The sequence below is a fragment of the Grimontia sp. AD028 genome, from assembly GCF_000973155.1.
Lineage (GTDB): Bacteria > Pseudomonadota > Gammaproteobacteria > Enterobacterales > Vibrionaceae > Enterovibrio > Enterovibrio indicus.
The window spans coordinates 1-18193 of record NZ_LASY01000070.1 but is presented as its reverse complement, the minus strand read 5'-3'; the positions used below and the strand labels follow the sequence as shown (position 1 = coordinate 18193).

Annotated in this window: 18 protein-coding genes; 9 read left to right on the top strand and 9 right to left on the bottom strand. The window is 47.4% G+C overall.

The window, feature by feature from the left end:
- Nucleotides 1-12: 12 nt before the first annotated feature.
- Together adk and htpG are read right to left on the bottom strand one after the other, a co-directional pair.
- A complete protein-coding gene (gene adk / locus RN22_RS15800; RefSeq protein ID WP_046305670.1) occupies nucleotides 13-657 on the bottom strand; it encodes an adenylate kinase in 645 nt (214 codons plus the stop codon).
- A gap of 259 nt (nucleotides 658-916) precedes the next feature.
- The gene (htpG, locus tag RN22_RS15795; protein ID WP_046305669.1) at nucleotides 917-2824 is read right to left on the bottom strand and encodes a molecular chaperone HtpG; all 1908 of its coding nucleotides are present in this window, start codon (nucleotides 2822-2824) and stop codon (nucleotides 917-919) included.
- A 219-nt stretch (nucleotides 2825-3043) separates the two neighbouring features.
- Here htpG and RN22_RS15790 point away from each other — a divergent pair, with 219 nt between their 5' ends.
- Nucleotides 3044-3922 (top strand): transcriptional regulator, encoded by an 879-nt coding sequence (locus RN22_RS15790; protein WP_046305668.1) that lies wholly within the window; start codon nucleotides 3044-3046, stop codon nucleotides 3920-3922.
- Entirely contained in the window at nucleotides 3913-4467 is a 555-nt protein-coding gene (locus RN22_RS15785; RefSeq protein ID WP_046305667.1) for a regulatory protein ToxS, read from the top strand. The genes RN22_RS15790 and RN22_RS15785 overlap by 10 nt, the downstream gene beginning before the upstream one ends.
- A 37-nt stretch (nucleotides 4468-4504) precedes the next feature.
- Here RN22_RS15785 and recR read toward each other — a convergent pair whose 3' ends face one another.
- From recR to RN22_RS15760, 5 genes are all read right to left on the bottom strand, one after another.
- A complete protein-coding gene (gene recR, locus RN22_RS15780; protein ID WP_002539629.1) occupies nucleotides 4505-5107 on the bottom strand; it encodes a recombination mediator RecR in 603 nt (200 codons plus the stop codon).
- A gap of 2 nt (nucleotides 5108-5109) precedes the next feature.
- Nucleotides 5110-5439 carry a YbaB/EbfC family nucleoid-associated protein gene (locus RN22_RS15775; RefSeq protein ID WP_002539630.1) on the bottom strand — a complete coding sequence of 110 codons (330 nt, stop codon included), beginning with the start codon at nucleotides 5437-5439 and terminating at the stop codon, nucleotides 5110-5112.
- Nucleotides 5440-5495: 56 nt separating this feature from the next.
- Nucleotides 5496-7712 (bottom strand): DNA polymerase III subunit gamma/tau, encoded by a 2217-nt coding sequence (gene dnaX / locus RN22_RS15770; protein ID WP_046305666.1) that lies wholly within the window; start codon nucleotides 7710-7712, stop codon nucleotides 5496-5498.
- Between the two features lie 105 nt (nucleotides 7713-7817).
- On the bottom strand, nucleotides 7818-8363 hold the full coding sequence (gene apt / locus RN22_RS15765) for an adenine phosphoribosyltransferase (protein ID WP_046305665.1): 546 nt from the start codon (nucleotides 8361-8363) through the stop codon (nucleotides 7818-7820).
- 102 nt (nucleotides 8364-8465) lie between these two features.
- Nucleotides 8466-8864, bottom strand: a complete 399-nt coding sequence (locus tag RN22_RS15760; RefSeq protein ID WP_046305664.1) for a YbaN family protein — start codon at nucleotides 8862-8864, stop codon at nucleotides 8466-8468.
- Nucleotides 8865-9199: 335 nt separating this feature from the next.
- Between RN22_RS15760 and RN22_RS15750 the strand changes: the two genes are divergently transcribed.
- A complete protein-coding gene (locus RN22_RS15750; protein ID WP_046305663.1) occupies nucleotides 9200-9547 on the top strand; it encodes an RNA polymerase-binding protein DksA in 348 nt (115 codons plus the stop codon).
- A 21-nt stretch (nucleotides 9548-9568) separates the two neighbouring features.
- Here the strand turns inward: RN22_RS15750 and RN22_RS15745 are convergent, their stop codons facing one another.
- Complete coding sequence (locus tag RN22_RS15745) at nucleotides 9569-10189, bottom strand: DUF2057 domain-containing protein (RefSeq protein ID WP_046305662.1); 621 nt, start codon at nucleotides 10187-10189, stop codon at nucleotides 9569-9571.
- 66 nt (nucleotides 10190-10255) lie between these two features.
- Complete coding sequence (locus RN22_RS15740; RefSeq protein ID WP_046305661.1) at nucleotides 10256-11266, bottom strand: porin; 1011 nt, start codon at nucleotides 11264-11266, stop codon at nucleotides 10256-10258.
- A gap of 517 nt (nucleotides 11267-11783) precedes the next feature.
- Here RN22_RS15740 and dinG point away from each other — a divergent pair.
- From dinG to RN22_RS15710, 6 genes are all read left to right on the top strand, one after another.
- The gene (gene dinG, locus RN22_RS15735; RefSeq protein WP_046305660.1) at nucleotides 11784-13868 is read left to right on the top strand and encodes an ATP-dependent DNA helicase DinG; all 2085 of its coding nucleotides are present in this window, start codon (nucleotides 11784-11786) and stop codon (nucleotides 13866-13868) included.
- Between the two features lie 2 nt (nucleotides 13869-13870).
- Nucleotides 13871-14644, top strand: coding sequence for a TSUP family transporter (locus RN22_RS15730; protein WP_046305659.1), 774 nt, complete (start codon nucleotides 13871-13873; stop codon nucleotides 14642-14644).
- A 21-nt stretch (nucleotides 14645-14665) separates the two neighbouring features.
- Nucleotides 14666-15214, top strand: coding sequence for a primosomal replication protein PriC (priC, locus tag RN22_RS15725; protein ID WP_046305658.1), 549 nt, complete (start codon nucleotides 14666-14668; stop codon nucleotides 15212-15214).
- 7 nt (nucleotides 15215-15221) lie between these two features.
- Entirely contained in the window at nucleotides 15222-16142 is a 921-nt protein-coding gene (locus tag RN22_RS15720; RefSeq protein WP_046305657.1) for a histone deacetylase, read from the top strand.
- A complete protein-coding gene (gene rsmS / locus RN22_RS15715) occupies nucleotides 16139-16300 on the top strand; it encodes a pleiotropic regulatory protein RsmS (RefSeq protein ID WP_046305656.1) in 162 nt (53 codons plus the stop codon). Before RN22_RS15720 ends, rsmS begins: the two co-directional genes overlap by 4 nt.
- A gap of 416 nt (nucleotides 16301-16716) precedes the next feature.
- A complete protein-coding gene (locus tag RN22_RS15710; RefSeq protein WP_002535528.1) occupies nucleotides 16717-18135 on the top strand; it encodes a sodium:alanine symporter family protein in 1419 nt (472 codons plus the stop codon).
- Nucleotides 18136-18193 lie beyond the last annotated feature (58 nt).

Sequence of the window (18193 nt, the reverse complement as noted above, 5' to 3'; positions counted from 1 at the left end):
ACACTGGGGATATTAATCCAGCGCTTTAGCGATTTCTTCGCTTACTTCAGCAACTTGCTGAGTACCATCAAATTTCAGGTACTTGGTGTTACCTGCTTCCGCTTCTTTTGAGTAGTAAGCAATCAGCGGTGCTGTTTGATCGTGGTATACACCCAGACGAGCACGTACGGTTTCTTCTTTGTCGTCATCACGAACAACCAAATCTTCGCCAGTTACATCGTCTTTACCTTCCACTTTAGGCGGGTTGTAAACCACGTGGTAAGTACGGCCAGAAGCCAGGTGCGCGCGGCGACCACTCATACGCTCAACGATAACGCTGTCTGGCACGTCGAATTCCAGTACGTAGTCAACCACTACGCCGATGTCTTTCAGGCCGTCTGCCTGTGGAATAGTGCGTGGGAAGCCATCCAGAAGGAAGCCTTTCGCACAGTCTTCTTGTGCAATGCGCTCTTTAACCAGACCAAGGATGATATCGTCAGATACCAGTTGGCCCGCGTCGATAACTGCTTTCGCCTGTTTGCCCAGCTCGGTGCCGGCTTTGATTGCTGCACGCAGCATGTCACCAGTGGAAATTTGTGGAATACCATATTTTTCCATGATGAACTGCGCTTGAGTCCCTTTACCTGCACCTGGTGCGCCCAGAAGAATGATGCGCATAGTTATCCCCTTTATTTACTTTGGAGTTTCGCAAAAACACGAAACATACACGTATATTGATACCTAAACAACCTCGTGCCCGACGTTTTCAACACAATTGGCGCTGACATCGGCTCAGGTCTCTTAGTTTCTTCATTCGACATTGGGTCGGCAAAAGAAGAGGCTATGGATCACAAAATCGTTTAGGTATTGAAGTTAATAAGCCCAGCATTCCCGCTGGGCTCGGTCATATTAATAACGAAAATGAATCGTTATGCAATTAGCCTTTAGTCAGAAGTTGGTTCACCGCACTAAGGAATTGAGATGGATCATCCATCGAGCCGCGCTCTGCAAGCATCGCCTGACCCAACAGCATCTCAACCCAGCGTCCGAACACTTCTTCGTCCGCTTCGTCAGCCATTTGCTTCACCAGAGTGTGCTCTGGGTTCATCTCAAAGATGTATTTCACTTCTGGTGCTTCTTGCCCAGCCGCAGCCAGTAGCTTCGCCATCTGTGTACCCATTTCAAACTGGTCGGTGACCACCACCGCTGGTGTGCCAGACAGTTTGAACGTAGGACGAACATCTTTCACACGGTCACCAAGATATGCTTTGGTTCGATCAACCACAGATGCAAACTCTTTTTCGGTTTCTTCGCGTTTCTCTTTCTCTGCGTCATCTTCAAACTTGCTGAGATCCAAGTCCGCTTTAGTGATCGCCTGGAATTGCTTGCCATCAAACTCAGGCAGATAGCTCATCAGCCATTCATCGATACGGTCATACATCAGAATGACTTCAATACCTTTGGCTTTGAATTGCTCTAAGTGAGGACTGTTTTTTGCTGCCTGATAAGAATCTGCAGTCAGATAGTAAATCTTGTCCTGCTCTTCCTTCATGCGAGATACATAGTCAGCAAGAGAAACGGTTTGTTCACTGCTGTCTGTTTCCGTCGAGGCAAAGCGCAGTAAGCCAGCGACTTTCTCACGATTTGAAAAATCTTCCGCCGGTCCTTCTTTCAGTACCAAACCAAATTCTTTCCAGAAACTCTGGTATTTGTCCGCGTCATTGTTTGCCAAACGCTCAAGCATGGTCAGAACACGCTTGGTGCAGGCATTACGCAAAGACTGAGTCACTTTATTGTCTTGCAGTATTTCGCGGGAAACGTTCAATGGCAGATCGTTTGAGTCAATCAAACCGCGGACAAAGCGCAGGTAGCTTGGCATGAACTGCGACGCATCATCCATGATGAACACGCGCTGCACGTAAAGCTTCAGGCCGTGTTTATGATCGCGGTTGAACATATCCCATGGAGCTTTAGATGGAATGTAAAGAAGGCTGGTGTAGTCGTTTTTACCTTCTACGCGGTTGTGGCTCCACTGCAGTGGGTCAGCGAAATCATGGGACAGATGCTTATAGAACTCGTTGTACTCTTCATCAGAAATGTCTGATTTTGAACGAGTCCACAGAGCCTGAGCTTTATTGACCTTTTCCCACTTACCTTCGCCCGTTTCTTTGCCTTCTTCGTCGCGTTCCTGCTCCCACATTTCGACAGGGATACCAATATGATCAGAGTATTTACCGATCACGTCACGCAAACGCCATTCATCCAGAAACTCTTTGTCTTCTTCACGAAGGTGAAGCGTAATAGATGTACCTCGAGACGCTTTATCAATGCCTTCGATGGTGTATTCACCTTCGCCAGCCGATTCCCACTGAACACCTTCTGAGGCTTCAGCACCTGCTGCGCGGGTCATAACGGTGACTTTGTCTGCAACAATAAATGCAGAGTAGAAGCCCACACCAAACTGACCAATCAGCTGGCTGTCTTTCGATTGGTCTTCGGAAAGTTGTTTAAAGAAATCTGCTGTGCCTGATTTTGCAATCGTACCGAGGTTTTCAATCACCTCGTCACGGCTCATACCAATGCCGTTGTCTTCAACAGTCAAAGTGCCCGCTTCTTTATTTACGCTCAGGCGGACACGAAGATCACCATCACTCTCATACAGTGCTGAATCCGACAGTGCCTTGAAACGCAACTTGTCAGATGCATCCGAAGCATTAGAGATCAGCTCACGCAGGAAGATCTCTTTGTTGGAATAGAGTGAGTGGATCATCAAGTGTAGCAGTTGCTTCACTTCAGATTGGAAACCACGTGTTTCCTTACTTTGTAGAGTCGCTTGATCGCTCATTTTAACCCCAAACTAAATGTATTTTGGTTTAATCACTACCTGTAAATATGGTCACGATTTTCCAATTCAAGGGCAGGCAAGGAATTTTTGATTTCTTGAGCTATTTTTCGCATTTCAGGTATAATCGTCTTTATTTTTAGCCAATTTAGGCGCTATTCACCTCCAATTTCGAGGTTAACCCGCCAAACTTTTCAAGATTCGCGCAGGTAAGTAAATCGAATGTTAAATAAATCGAACCGTTACCTTCTGGGAGAGCGTTTTGTTTTTTCTCCCAGCGACAGCTCTTTGATTGATCTTTATGAAAATAATGAGTTGATCCGACTGGGCAGTAACGAGTGCCGAGTATTGATGGTTCTCATAGAAGAACCTCACGCTATTGTCACCCGAAACCGAATCCACGACTTTGTATGGCGCAAGCAAGGTTTCGAAGTCGACGATTCCAGCCTGACACAATCTATTTCTACCTTAAGAAAAGGCCTGAAAGACTCCACGAAAAGCCCGATGTTTGTCAAAACCGTGCCAAAACGTGGATATCAGGTAGTGTGTTCAGTAGAAGTCTATAACGATCAGGAAGTTGACCTGCCAAAATCTACTGTCAATGAGATGGAAGACGACGTTGTCGAAGCAGAGATCGTAACTGCTGAAGCTGAAAGCGAGCTCCAAGAGTCACCAACAGAGGTTGCTGTATCGGCACCTCAGCCAGAACAAGCGGACATTCCTAGAGCTCCGGTTGCGGTGAAAATCCCGCTTGGCTCATGGGTAGCATTCGTGCTCGCATTGCTGGTACCTCTGGCATTTTACGTTGCTTCCACTCCTAAATCTGAAGCATTTCGGGAAATCTTAACGGTGGAAGATGTACCGGTTTACATTCCCGTGACCAATGCGCGTATCAACCAATGGCAACCCATGGTTCAGCGCTGTGTTGAAAAGTACATTGGTTTCTATCGTGAAGAGCGCGAATTGGAAGAAGTGATTGTGACGGGCGGTCAAGATAACCAAATTTCCCTGAACTATATCCACAGTGCCAAAGACGCAGATGACAACATTACTTATGTTCTTCTTACCAGCCAGCAAGGGAGCGACGCACTATGTCGTTGAGTCATAACGCACCAAGACGTCGTGATCAGCTAAAGCGATTTGGTCCATTTGCCTTGTTGCTGATTTCAGTATTAGCTAGCGCTTGGATTTTCCTCGGTGAAGACATGCGCACTTCCAACCTGCTGTTATCTAAGGAATGGAAGTCACGTACGATCAATCATATTGAAGAAGCCGATTATCGTGATGTGGCAGGTCTGACAGAGACCGAACAACAAAGCAATATGGTGTTTTTGCCCGATAATACTTATTCCCGTGACACTCAAATTGTGTTGAAAAATGAAGAGCAGAATACTCAAGTGGTGATGTCGATATCCGAGTCCGGTGAATGGGAAATCAGTGGCGGCTATCTGAAACTCAAGCTCGGTAGCATCAAAGATGTGACGACCGGAGATACCGCGGAGTTTTCAGAGGAGGACCTGACTCTGGTACGCACTTTCTACCGCCTAGGCGCTGAAAAGGTTCGCCGCATTGATGTATTGAATGACGGTTCACTGCTGCTTACCAGTTTGAACCATGGTTCGCTGGTGCTTTACAGCAAGTCGTGATCGACAAAAACTAAAAAGGCCGCTAAGCGGCCTTTTTTTATCCCAGACGGTGACGTCCAATAATCGAATGAGAGAGCGTGGTACCATCCACCAGCTCCAACTCTCCGCCCATTGGCACACCGTGTGCGATGCGGCTAGCAATGACACTATGTTCTAGACAAAGCTCACTGATGTAATGCGCGGTCGCTTCACCTTCTACCGTTGGGTTAGTTGCTAGGATAAGCTCAGAAATTGACTCTGACGATAAACGCTTTTCCAACAAATCCAAACCGATATCAGAAGGGCCAATTCCATCAAGTGGTGATAAATGCCCCATAAGAACAAAGTAACGGCCAGAGTATTGGCCAGTAGCTTCAATCGCAGCAATATCAGCAGGGCTTTCTACCACACAGATCTGACCGTTTTCCTGACGACGGGGATTAGCACAAATCGCACACTCCTCTTCCTCAGTAAAGGTCCTGCATTTACCGCAATGTCCGATATCTGTCATCGCAGAAAGTAACGCTTCAGAAAGCTTCACACCACCTTGGCGATTACGTTGCAGAAGATGAAAAGCCATGCGCTGTGCTGACTTGGGACCGACCCCAGGCAAACAACGCAAGGCTTCCATCAACTGCTCAAGCAGTTGGCTTGTACGCATACTTAGAATGGCATTTTAAAGCCTGGTGGCATCTGCATGCCGCCAGTGACTGAAGCCATTTTCTCTTTCTGAGCTTCTTCAATACGACGCGCTGCATCGTTAAAGGCTGCAGCAATCAGGTCTTCCAGCATGTCTTTGTCGTCTTCCATCAGGCTGTCATCCAGCTCAACGCGACGAACACTGTGGCTGCCGGTGATGGTCACTTTTACCAGGCCTGCACCCGCTTCGCCGGTGACTTCCATATTCGCAATTTCTTCCTGCATCTTCTGCATGCGCTCTTGCATTTGCTGCGCCTGCTTCATCAGGTTGCCCATTCCGCCTTTACCAAACATACTCTTCTCTCTATTTAGCTTTGCGCTGAGATATCTAAATCACAGCCCTTTTAGGTTTATATAGGTCTAACGCTCTCTTCATCCAGTTGCGCGGCAAAACGCTGGCAGATAAAGCGAACATTGGGATCATCACTCAGGCTTTGTGAAGCCTGAGCCAATTTTTCTGTATAAAGCCTGTCACGCCATTCCAGCGGTGTCGTTCCCGCTTCTCCCTGCGTGACTGACAATGTTATTGAAGTACCCAGCTGATTGCTTAAAGCATCAAGCAAGGCAGCCTGTGCTTTTTCAGTGTTCAAGTGCGCTTGCTCACCACGCAAACAAAGATTGATCTGGTCGCCATGTCGCTCCATGGATGCGTTCAATGCCATCTGCTTGACCAATCGCGGTGCTTCCAGCGCGCTGGCAATGCGACTCCACTCATCCAACTCAATCGACTCTTTTTCCAGCTTATCGCGCATTTCCGGCGTGCGCTCGTGTTGCAGCGCTTTTTTAATCTTATCCGGCGTAACAGTAACGGGCTTTTCTTCGGCCGTTTCTATCTTGGTCGGTTTCCAACGATAAGCTTCATCTTGGGTCGCGGCATTTTCATTCGGCATCGACGCTTGCTGAAAAACAGCAGGATCAGCAGGTTTATGTTTTGCTGCGATCCGGTCGATAACCGACAGTGCATCACCGCCGGCTGTTGCCGCACTACCCTTTTTTGGCGATTGGCCCTCTTGATGACGAACCCGGCTTCTCAACATGTTGCGTGCGGCCACCAGACTCCCTGCGGAAGAAGGTGCTGTTTGCTGAGGCTGCTGAGGCTGCTGAGGCTGCTGAGGTGATGTTACTACCGTTGGTTGAGACGGCAAATCGTAGTCAGCATGGGACTCAGTTTCCCGCTGCGCTTCCATCTCCATCGCTGCCATATGCGCAGACATCTGAGGATCGTCCTGAACCACATTCGGCTGAGCAGCTTGAATAGGTTGAGACTGCGTTGGATTAAGCGCTGGCTGCGCAGGAGCAGGAGCAGGAGCAGGAGCAGGAGCAGGAGCAGGAGCAGGAGCAGCCTTACTCACTGTACGACTAGCTTCAACCTGTGCTTTTAACGTTTCAAGCCTGGAGTTGGACTGAGGTGCAGACACCGCTGGTGCTTTCCCTGCTTCATTCGTAGGGACGCTAACCACAGAAGGCTGATATTGCTGAGACGTGACTGGCCTAAATGCCAGCATTCGCAGCAACACCATCTCAAGACCTGCACGCCCATCCGGTGCATAAGGCAAATCCTGACGTCCCTGCAACGCAATCTGGTAGTAAAGTTGTACATCTTGCGGAGAAATGGATTGACCCAGCATCAAAATACGTTCTGCATCCGGAGATGAAGCATCAACAGACTCAGGTAAGGCTTGCGCCATGGCCACGCGATGCAATTGCCCCGCTATTTCTTTTAATAGTCCATCCCACTCAACACCCACTTCGGCTAAGTGCGTCAAGCACTGCATCACATGGTTTGCATGGCCTTCTGCCAACGCTTCCAGCAGTAAGATCGCCTGATCGGTGCTCAAAGTGCCCAGCATTTCTGTTACTTGGCCTTCGAGAACACTGCCATTACCTAAAGCAATCGCTTGATCAGTCAGCGATAGCGCATCACGCATACTGCCTTCAGCCGCACGTGCGATAAGGGACAGTGCTCTAGGTTCTGCTGAAACCGTTTCTTGCTCGAGAACGTGTGACAATTGATCTTTTATCTGCGTGGCGTCCAAATGCTTCAAATGGAATTGCAGACAACGCGACAGAATGGTGACTGGCAGCTTTTGTGGATCAGTGGTTGCTAGCAGAAATTTCACATACTCAGGCGGCTCTTCGAGTGTTTTGAGTAACGCGTTAAAGCTGTGGCGCGAGAGCATGTGCACTTCGTCTATCAGATAGACTTTGTAGCGACCACGAGCGGGTTTGTACTGAACGTTGTCCAGAAGGTCACGAGTATCTTCTACTTTGGTGCGTGAAGCAGCATCAATCTCCAACAGGTCAACAAACCTACCTTGATCGATTTCCTGACAGGTCGAGCACACTCCACAAGGCGTTGAGGTTACACCCTGTTCGCAGTTCAAGCCTTTGGCAAAGATGCGGGCGATAGTGGTCTTACCCACACCGCGCGTGCCACTGAACAGATAGGCGTGATGTAAACGATTGTGATCGAGCGCATTCGCTAAAGCGGTCAATACATGGGATTGGCCAACCACATCTTGGAACTGGTGTGGTCGCCATTTTCTGGCTAGTACCTGATAACTCATGCGTTATAAATTCTTCCAATAGTCTGCTGCCATGCTAGCACAGACGTAAAAAGAGCGCGATCTTGACGAACACGCTCTTCTTGCTCCAACGGTTTGAACGCTCGATTAATGACCGTCAAACTGGCAGATGCTATAAACGTCGATGCCATTCTCTTGAAGACGTTTTTCTCCGCCAATTTCTGGCAGATTGATGATAAATGCTGCATGGGCGACATCACCACCCAAACGGCGGATTAGTTTAGTGGTTGCTTCAATCGTACCGCCAGTCGCAAGCAAGTCATCAACCATCAGTACTTTGTCGCCTTCAACAATAGCATCCGTGTGAATTTCGAGCTTGTCTGTGCCGTATTCGAGTTCGTAGCTTTCGCTGATCACTTCACGTGGCAGCTTTCCTGGTTTACGAACAGGAACAAAACCGACGCCTAATTCCAGTGCCAATGGTGCTCCAAACAGAAAGCCACGGGACTCAGTACCCACAATTTTTGTGAAACCCTGATCTTTGTATTTTTCCACGAGCAAGCCAATGGTCGCTCTATACGCTTCTGCGTTTTCCATCAGACTAGTGATGTCGCGGAACATAATGCCTGGTTTTGGATAGTCAGGAATGGTTTTGATGCTGTCTTTGATAAATGCGATTTTGTCTTGGCTCATAATGACTCACCACGGTATGTGGCTTCCGATAATGCTGGAAGTAAATGACCCCATTTACGCGCGCTTTCAATAGCCAGCCGATGGGGAGACGAAGGGCTCATGTTATGTATTTTCTGAGGCTCCGGCAACAGGTTCGATTTCACGCAAACGGTTAAACCAAAATAAAAGTGCGACACACATGGTCACTAGCATGATCTTGTGCCAAAGCTCAGGAACAATCACGATAGAGAGTGAAAAGCTGAGCACGATAAAGACAGTTGCCCGTCGCTTAATTTTCTTGTCAATGGCCCGGTGCTCATTCCAGTTATTGATCGCCGGACCAAAGGTTGGATGGTTATGGAGCCAGTGAGCGATACGGGGAGAGCCACGCATGAAACATGCGCTAGCGAGAAGCATAAAAGGGGTTGTTGGCAATAATGGGAGAAAGATGCCAATCACACCTAACAGTACACAGACCCATCCGATACTCAGAAGCAGTATGCGTTTAATCGACTCTTGCACTCTTCCTCCCAAACAGGGTTTTATCTGCTTAGCATGCCAATCCAGGTCAAGGTAGCTGGCAGCGTAGGAATGAGCAGCACAGCGATCATTCCCAAGAAATAAGCAAAGTTAAACGGGTCTTTAAAGTTAGTGTCCATCTCGTACATCCTTTTTGTTCTGACTTTTGTTGAGCAGGTTGCAAATATAACCGTTTAGCGAACGGCTAAATACCGACAAACTGCAGGGTCAATATACGCATTGCTCAAACCTAACTCGTTATGTCTTGATATATATCAGAACAAATAAGGCTGGTATCACTACACTGATCCGGTTACAACGCGCACCGAGAGATCACAATGATTGATACAGAAACTGTAGCACAGCTACAACAAAAGCTCGCGAATGAGAAGGAAGCGGTACGCAGCAGATTGGAAGATGCATTGATTGGCCTAACCGGATTGGACGTTTCTAACGTCCCGACAGCGCATCTGATTAAATTATGTAGAAGGGAAAAAAGCACAAAATTACATGACGATGGCTTACGACTAGAGAAAATCGATGCCGCACTTTGTGCTATTCATACTGGCCTATTTGGGCTGTGTGCAGATTGTGAAGAAGAGGTTGAAGTCGAGGATATTCTTTCTGACCCTGCAGAATCACGCTGTCGAGCCTGCAGAGAACATAGTCGATATCACCATGCATAAAAAAACGCCTCTCGGCGTTTTTTACTCTTGGTCAATCACCCATTTACGGAATGCCTTGCGTTCTTCTTTTGACGCTTTAGTGTACCAGAGTTTGAGCTGAGTAAGATTGTCAGATTGTTCATTTATAGGACTTATAGATGAAGCTGGTAGCAATTCATTTTCGCTCGAAACTATACCATTTTCGATTAATACACCATTGTCCGCATTATAGCTTCGAAGTAACTTTTCTACATCAGAGTATGGGAATAAACCAGCCCCACCAGGCAACTTTTCACTTTTATAATTTATAAGCTTACCATTAGCTTGTATGTTCCACTCAGGAGTATCATCTTTAAACTCAAGTTCCGCTTTCCTAAAATTGTTCACACGATTAGGCAGCCCAATAGAGACGTCTTTGGATGCTTCAAATGAAACAACAAACGGAGAAGATGTAAACACATCAGACTTGGACCCAACTCTGAAATCTCTGTCCACTCTCACGACTATCTGATTAGCACCATCCTCCAGAGCAAAAGAATCTTTTCGATAATCAACTTTTGTTCCATTTATGGCCAGTACATCTAACCCCTGTTCCACTGAAAGTGATGCAGAAAATGCTGGACTGCTCAGCAAAATACTAAAGAGTAAGCAAACTAATTTCATGCGAAGTTATTCCTAATTAAAAATAAAGCCGCCATGAAGGCGGCTTTATAAGAAGTCCAGATAGCTTTAGAATTTCACTTCCAAACCCACTGCATAACCAGTACCATCAAAGTCATCGACAACACCTTCAGCGTCTTCGTCTTCAAAGCCAACTTCAGCGTAGACTGTAGTCAGCGAGCTTAGAGAGTAAGAGTAGTTGACATACCAAGAGGTGTCTTCTTTTTTGCTTTTGCTATCATCTTCGAACGCAACACCAGCGCCAAACTTGCCATCTCCAATGGTGTAAGCAACAGCGAATTCCCAAACATCGGTATCACCAGTTTTTGCACCTGTCGACGCTTGTTCATTTTCAAAGTTACCGTACAACAGTCCAGCGTAGAATGGACCATCGCTATAGGTGCCTTGAACTACAACGCCTTTGTTATCTACATCGTCGGACTGTTCATTGACGTAATTGCCATAGAAAATAGCAAAATCAAATACTTCCGCAACTGGTAAACCAAATGCGATCTCGTATAGCTCATCGTTATTCTTACCAGCAGTATCGCTTTGGCTTACATTGTAGCTAGCACCCGCCCAGAAATTGTCATTGCTGTAGCTATATTTTACCAGCTGGTCAAAATCTGTATCTTCAAACTGCAAACCAGCAGAGTCTTTCAACTCTTTCTCAGTGCTAATACCAGCATCATCAATGAAAGCAGCTTGACGGCCAAAAGTTACTTCGCCGAAAGAACCACCAAGACCTGCATATAAGTCGCCGTTTGTTACGTCACCAGAACCAGAGCCTGCGTCAGCCGTGTTTTCTGTAGTTTCACCAACACGAAGTTGCAATTTACCTACAGAGTACAGGTCATCATTAATTTGATGTTTGATACCGACGCTCAAGTCACCGTCATCAACACGGATTTGAGCATCTTCGTTCGCATGGTCCTGCTTACCAGTCAAGCGGTATTGGATTTCTGCCGTGCCTGAAAGGCTTACAGAGGTGCCGTCTTGGTCATATACTGAAACCGCCGCTTGCGCTGCACCAGCAGCCAGCAGAGCTGGTACTGCCATCGCTAGGATAGTCTTTTTCATGTTAATCCACTGCCTTTTCTTTATTAGATTGGAATTCCTGTTCCAGGATCCCTTTTATGTTTGTACGTGTCACAACGTCACTAAAACATCACAACAAGTACGCTTAAACTTCGAAACTTAGAGTGCAGAGAAATCTAAAATCTGTCAAATCAACCAAAATCAATGTCAAAAAACAAAAATAACCTTTAAATACATGTAGATAAACACAACCCGTCGAGCAGGGTCACGGAAACGAAACCACATTGTCAAAATTCTGCAAAGTTGATCGCAAAGCCATATCAGAGCATTAATCTACAAACAACAATAATATACCCATGAATCAGAATTATATTCTACATGTAAGCAATTTGTGCAGTGAATGGCATTCCCTTTGGATTTCATAGTGATAGCTAATATTAGTTCAATTGATATTCGTGATCTAAATCGCATAAATTGGAATAAATGATCGAATACTTGAACTCTTTCACATTCTCCGCGCGTGATATACTGCGGCTCTACCACTCAGATTGTGACAAACATGCTTAGCCCATCAACCAAAAAAGACATCCGCTCCAGCTACGAGAATTTGAGAGCCCAGCTACAGAATTTTATTCCAAGAAAAGCGCAAAACTACCTTGTTGCTGAAATTGCAAAAACACTCGCGGGGGAATACAACCCAAAAAGACGTATTCTGGTGGCGGAAGCAGGAACGGGTATCGGTAAGTCAATGGCTTACCTGATGGGGTCCATTTGTTACGCCCTCAACAACAATAAAAAGGTGGTGGTTTCCACGGCCACAGTCGCTCTGCAAGAACAGTTAATAGAAAAAGACCTGCCACTGTTTCGCCGAGTGGTTTCAAGGGAGTTCAGCTTTGTGCTGGCAAAAGGTCGCCAGCGCTATTGTTGTGGGGAGAAACTCGCCGCCGCTGCCAGCGCTGAAGGACATGGGCAGCAAGCCTTGTTTACAGAGAAACCCAAAAAGGCAGATATCGACATGGTTAACACCATGTATAGTGCTTATTCCCGCGGAAAATGGAATGGTGACAGAGATGCCTGGCCCAAAACGATTCCTGATCACCTCTGGCAAACTATTGTTTCAGATAAGCACACATGCCATTCAGGATTAGCCGCTCATCGTAACTGCCCTTTCGCAAAGGCCCGCGAACATCTGGACAAAGCCGATGTTGTTGTTGCTAATCACAGTTTATTGATGGCGGATTTAGAACTCGGCGGTGGCGTGATTCTGCCTGAGCCAGAGCACGCGCTTTATATGGTCGACGAAGCACACCACTTGCCCACTGTCGCGCGAGATTTCTCTGCTGCATCTGCAAGCTTGGTTGGCGCTGCATCCTGGCTGGAAAAACTCAACCAAAGCGCATCCAAGATTGCCAATGGCGGCGACATCAAACGCAGTGGCCGCTTTTTAGATGCGTTGCAGTCAGGAATCCAAGTGCTTATTCCCGGGCTGCGAAGCATCCGCGACATGCTGATTGGTTTCCCTCTGAATAATGATGGCGTCTATCGTTTTACTGATGGTGAGCTACCCGAAGCCTTACATCTTGAATCTAAAGAAATGCAAAAAGCCGCAAAAAAAGCTAATCAGTCGCTCGCAAAACTCCACGACCTTATCTCGGAGCGTGTAAAAGACGGTGAACTTGCTTCAAGGCTTGCCGACCCTCTTCTTGCTGAATGCGCCTTTTTCTTACAGCGCTTAGAGAATCTCGAAAAAGTGTGGACGCTGATGGCACAACCTAATTCAGATAAAGGTGCACCACTGGCTAGGTGGATTCAAAAATGTCCCGAGCGCGAATCTGACCTTATTGTTCATGTATCACCGTTGGAAATCGGTTGGCGACTGGACCAACTACTTTGGTCTCGCGCAGCAGGAGTGTGCCTTCTTTCAGCCACATTACGTGCCCTAAACTCATTCACATACTTTTGTCGCCAGGTGGGATTGGACGAAAACGATGGCACACGTTTTCTTGCTTTGCCGTCACCGTTTGATTATCAGGAAAACGCGCGTCTGGTCGTCCCAGCTATGCCTTGCGAACCGCAAGACGAAAAGTTCACCAGCCACCTTCCCGATATCTTGATGGAATACCTCGAAGGTGAAACTGCCAGCTTGGTACTTTTTTCCTCTTACTGGCAGATGAATCAGGTCGCTGAAAAGATGCGTGCCGATATCAAAAAACTTGGCTGGCACCTTCATGTGCAGGGAGAAGCATCACGCACCTCTATATTGGACGCGCACCGCAAGTGTTGTGAAAAAGGCCAGATCAGCATCCTTTTCGGAACGGGCAGCTTTTCTGAAGGTCTCGATTTGCCCGGAGAACAGCTGACCAACCTTATCATCACCAAAATTCCGTTTGCGGTACCCACCTCTCCGGTGGAAGAAGCTCATGCTGAGTATCTAGAGCGAAAAGGCGGTAATGCATTCCTCCAGATCTCCGTGCCGGAAGCCAGTAAAAAGCTTGTTCAATCAGCAGGTAGACTGCTGCGCAAAGAACAGGACTCTGGTAGAGTCGTTTTGCTAGACAGACGAGTTGTTACAAGGCGTTATGGAAAAGCCTTGTTGGATTCATTGCCTCCCTTTAAGCGTGTTATCGAACACAAAGAAAAATAAAGATGCTCGAACTTCTGGATCCAAATACCCTCTTTATTCTGGGAATGGTCGCACTTGCGGCAGGTTTTATTGATGCTGTTGCCGGTGGTGGTGGCATGTTAATGGTTCCTGCGTTGCTTTCCATTGGCTTACCGCCGCATATCGCATTAGGTACCAATAAGCTGTCAGCAACGTTTGCCTCCTCGACGGCTGCGTTTACCTATTACCGGAAAAAGCTGTTTTCGCCTTCATTTTGGATTCATGCCTTTGTCGCCACTTTCATTGGCGCAATTTTGGGTACCTTGGTCGTGGACTATATTTCCACCGAGTGGCTGGAAAAAGCCCTGCCGCTAGTGGTGCTGGCAACCGCCGCCTACACCATCTGGCATCGCCAACCAAAAGCAGAGAATCACAATCTGCCGAAGGATGAGCCTCACCTAAAAGAAAAGCAGTGGGCTCAAGGGCTCACCTTAGGATTCTATGACGGGGTTGCAGGGCCGGGAACCGGCGCATTCTGGACCGTGTCTTCGATGTCGATGTATAAAATGAATATTCTGCTTTCGTCAGGTTTGGCCAAAGCGATGAATTTCGTCAGCAACATTACATCACTCGTTACCTTTATCATTTTGGGTCATGTGAACTGGGCACTTGGGCTTACTATGGGTGTCTGCCTGATGGTAGGTGCTTACATCGGCGCACATTCTGCTATTAAGTTTGGCGCTAAGTTTATTCGCCCTGTGTTTGTTACTGTGGTTGTGGTGCTATCCGTTAAACTGGCCATCGACGCTTGGCTTTAAGCCCAATAGGTATTAAGAGCTATGGATTTATCATCCCTCAGAACCGAGCTTCAAACGCTGGCAAACCGCGCAGCGGAGATTGACCGAAAGCGCGGTGAGAGTGCAAAGCCGTTGTTCGATGAACGCCTGTTCTCTTGCCTAGCAAGGCTGCTTACGCCTTGTGTGTCTGAAGCAAAAAGTGTCGTTGATAGCATTGAACGCGAGCAGGCAAGCGGGCGCCTTTCAGCAATGCGTGCCGAGCACCTATGCGAAAAACTGGTGAATCAAATCGGTGCGCTTCAGCGTGAAATGGCAACTCTGGCTATTCGACAGCAAGAAAAAGCCATGGCTCCGAAAACCGGCGCTTCTATCAGCCAGCTCTACCAGGATCTCGCACAGCACCAAGGGTGGGAAAGAAGGCTGGAGGATATGGTTCGCGATGCGGAGGCCAAGATGGGGCAATACGCCAGCTTTGCGGAACAGCAGCAAGCCCAGAAGCAGCTACTGGCGCTGGAAAAGCGTTTATCACGCTGTCGTGAAGCCAGACAAAAAATCGAATCCCGTATCTCTTTCCGTGAGCGCAAAGGCTAAAGCTCTGATGTTGCCGATTATTTATCATCCGATCTATTCTGACTTTCCATTGCCTGAAGGTCACAGGTATCCGCTACAAAAGTACCGGCTGCTCAAAGAACACATTGATGAAATGGGCTGGCCCGTAACAACGTTTCAGCCAACACGTCTTGATCATCAACATCTAAAACGTTTCCATGACGATGACTATGTCGATGCTTTGGTGAGCGGCTCCTTACCTCTGGTAAAAATGCGACGTATTGGCTTCCCCTGGAGTGAGGCACTGATACAACGTAGTCTCACATCACTGGGAGGAACCACTCTCACTGTCGATAAAGCCATTGAGCACGGTGTCGCTGTTCACCTTACTGGTGGATACCATCACTCACATAAAGACTTTGGCAGTGGTTTTTGCCTATTCAATGATTTGATTCTCGCAGCCGACCACGCGCTTTTCTATCCGAATATAGACAAGGTGCTTATCGTCGATTGCGATGTTCATCATGGTGATGGCACAGCGACACTCGCTCAAGAGAGGGAAGATATCATTACCCTTTCGGTGCACTGTGACAAAAACTTCCCATCAAGAAAGCCAGACTCGGATATTGATATTCCCATGCCTATAGGGGTCGAATCAGACACTTACCTGTCTGAGTTCGTGCCAGTCCTAACCCTTGCTATCGCCCAGCACCAACCGGATATGGTCATCTATGACGCAGGTGTTGATATTCACGTCGACGACGAGCTTGGTTATATGAATGTTTGTCAGCGCGGTATCGCCGATAGAGATAAAGCCGTCATGGAAACTTGTCATCAAAATGGTATTCCTGTCGCCGCGGTTATCGGCGGCGGATATCGCACCGAACAGAGCGCTTTGGTTCCGCTTCATGCCGAATTGATAAAAGCAGCATTCAAAATCTATTTCCCAAATAGGAGTAAAGAATCATGAGTCAATCAGGACTGGATAATGCCCCTGATGAAATCAAACTTGCTGTTGATTTAATCTACCTTTTGGAAAGCAATGAGGTCGACCCTGAAACCGCGTTAAAAGCGCTGGAGATCGTCAGATCTGACCTTGAACGAAAAGTGTCGAAAGCAAACGATTAACTCTCAGGAACGTCTTCTAACTCCCTCGATTGTGAGGCCAGATCATCCCCTTCGAAAATGTTAACTTTGATAGTAAATAATGTTGTAAAAACATCCTTTTATTAAACTATTTGCCTAACATTTAATCTTTTAGTGAAATTTACAGATGCCAGAAGATCAAATTTGGAGTATTATCCCGCCGCTTTATTTGCTTATCTTGACGTCAAGTGAGCAAAAAACGGCCACAGATCATGCTCAAATGGATTTGTAAGTAGCGCAATCGACGCGCAAATCTGCTGGCTGGAATCTCTGCACGGAAGCGTCGCCAGGACAAGTTATTTGTCCGGGGCAGAGAGCTGAAAAGGAAGTTTCAGATCCCTTGTCTCCTCCTTCTCACTCAACTGCCATTTTAAATTTGACGACAGTAGAGTTTGTATATGACGGAACTAAAAGAACTATTCGTTTCCTTTGTCGACGCCGGGAATGGCTTGTTGTGGGGAAGCGTGCTTATTTACCTTTTGATCGGCGCTGGTCTTTACTTCACTTTCCGCACCGGTTTCCTCCAATTCCGCTCTTTCGGGCACATGTTTGAGCTCATCAAAGGTAGCCGTGAAGGCGCCGACGGTGGTATCTCATCATTCCAGGCATTCAGCACCAGTCTCGCAGCCCGCGTAGGCACAGGTAACATGGCAGGTGTTGCCGTGGCGATTTACCTTGGCGGTCCTGGCGCAGTGTTCTGGATGTGGATTACTGCACTGGTTGGTATGTCTACCAGCTTTGTAGAATCGACACTGGCACAGGCATACAAAATCAATCACAAAGACAACACCTTCCGCGGTGGTCCAGCCTACTACATTGAAAAGGGCTTGGGTCAGCGTTGGCTGGGTATCGCCTTTGCTATCTGTTTGATCATCGCATTTGGTCTGGCATTCAACGGCGTACAGTCGAACTCTATCGCTGCGGCGATGAACACTGCTTTCGGCACTGATAACACTTGGGTAGGTGTAATTCTGGCGCTGGCAACGGCACCTATCATCTTTGGTGGTATGCGCTCTGTTGCCAAAGTGGCCGAGCTGATTGTTCCGTTTATGGCGATTGGTTACCTGGTTGTCGCGTTCTACGTTATCGGCATCAACATCACGCTGCTTCCAGATGTGTTCGGTACCATCATCGGCAGTGCGCTTGGTTTTGAACAAGCAGCAGGCGGTGCGATTGGTGCAGCCATGATGCAAGGTATCAAACGTGGTCTGTTCTCAAACGAAGCAGGTATGGGTTCTGCGCCTAACGCAGCAGCAACAGCAACCACCCGCCCTAACCACCCAGTGGCACAAGGCTATGTACAAATGCTGGGCGTGTTTATCGACACCATCGTTATCTGTACCGCGACCGCATCTATCATCCTGCTATCAGGCATGCTGGATACTGACAGCGGCGTCACTGGTATTGCGCTGACTCAAGCGGCTCTGGTTGAAGAAGTAGGCGCATGGGGTGCAGGCTTTATTGCTATCGCCATCCTGCTGTTTGCATTCACCTCACTGATTGCCAACTACTCATACGGTGAATCAAACATCGAGTACATCTTCAAAAGCAAAAAGGCCATCAATGTCTACCGTGTTGCTGTTCTGGCAATGGTAGTGATCGGCGCTGTTGTTGATTTACCAACAGTTTGGGCATTTGCAGACCTGTCGATGGGTATGATGGCCCTCATCAACCTTGTGGCAATTCTTGCGCTGTCTGGCATCGTGTTTGCGCTGCTTAAAGACTATGAAACCCAGCGTAAAGAAGGCAAAAAGCCGACGTTCGATCGCACCAAGTTCCCGAAGCTGGACAAGCAGATCGACAAAGACGTTTGGTAAAAAACACCTAAAACACAACATCAAAAAAGGGAGCCGATGGGCTTAATGCATGTGAATT

Bases quoted from the DNA above. Each gene is read 5' to 3' on its own strand.
- adk (WP_046305670.1), bottom strand. From the start codon at position 657: ATGCGCATCATTCTTCTGGGCGCACCAGGTGCAGGTAAAGGGACTCAA.
- htpG (WP_046305669.1), bottom strand. From the start codon at position 2,824: ATGAGCGATCAAGCGACTCTACAAAGTAAGGAAACACGTGGTTTCCAA.
- RN22_RS15790 (WP_046305668.1), top strand. From the start codon at position 3,044: ATGTTAAATAAATCGAACCGTTACCTTCTGGGAGAGCGTTTTGTTTTT.
- RN22_RS15785 (WP_046305667.1), top strand. From the start codon at position 3,913: ATGTCGTTGAGTCATAACGCACCAAGACGTCGTGATCAGCTAAAGCGA.
- recR (WP_002539629.1), bottom strand. From the start codon at position 5,107: ATGCGTACAAGCCAACTGCTTGAGCAGTTGATGGAAGCCTTGCGTTGT.
- RN22_RS15775 (WP_002539630.1), bottom strand. From the start codon at position 5,439: ATGTTTGGTAAAGGCGGAATGGGCAACCTGATGAAGCAGGCGCAGCAA.
- dnaX (WP_046305666.1), bottom strand. From the start codon at position 7,712: ATGAGTTATCAGGTACTAGCCAGAAAATGGCGACCACACCAGTTCCAA.
- apt (WP_046305665.1), bottom strand. From the start codon at position 8,363: ATGAGCCAAGACAAAATCGCATTTATCAAAGACAGCATCAAAACCATT.
- RN22_RS15750 (WP_046305663.1), top strand. From the start codon at position 9,200: ATGATTGATACAGAAACTGTAGCACAGCTACAACAAAAGCTCGCGAAT.
- RN22_RS15745 (WP_046305662.1), bottom strand. From the start codon at position 10,189: ATGAAATTAGTTTGCTTACTCTTTAGTATTTTGCTGAGCAGTCCAGCA.
- RN22_RS15740 (WP_046305661.1), bottom strand. From the start codon at position 11,266: ATGAAAAAGACTATCCTAGCGATGGCAGTACCAGCTCTGCTGGCTGCT.
- dinG (WP_046305660.1), top strand. From the start codon at position 11,784: ATGCTTAGCCCATCAACCAAAAAAGACATCCGCTCCAGCTACGAGAAT.
- RN22_RS15730 (WP_046305659.1), top strand. From the start codon at position 13,871: ATGCTCGAACTTCTGGATCCAAATACCCTCTTTATTCTGGGAATGGTC.
- priC (WP_046305658.1), top strand. From the start codon at position 14,666: ATGGATTTATCATCCCTCAGAACCGAGCTTCAAACGCTGGCAAACCGC.
- RN22_RS15720 (WP_046305657.1), top strand. From the start codon at position 15,222: ATGTTGCCGATTATTTATCATCCGATCTATTCTGACTTTCCATTGCCT.
- rsmS (WP_046305656.1), top strand. From the start codon at position 16,139: ATGAGTCAATCAGGACTGGATAATGCCCCTGATGAAATCAAACTTGCT.
- RN22_RS15710 (WP_002535528.1), top strand. From the start codon at position 16,717: ATGACGGAACTAAAAGAACTATTCGTTTCCTTTGTCGACGCCGGGAAT.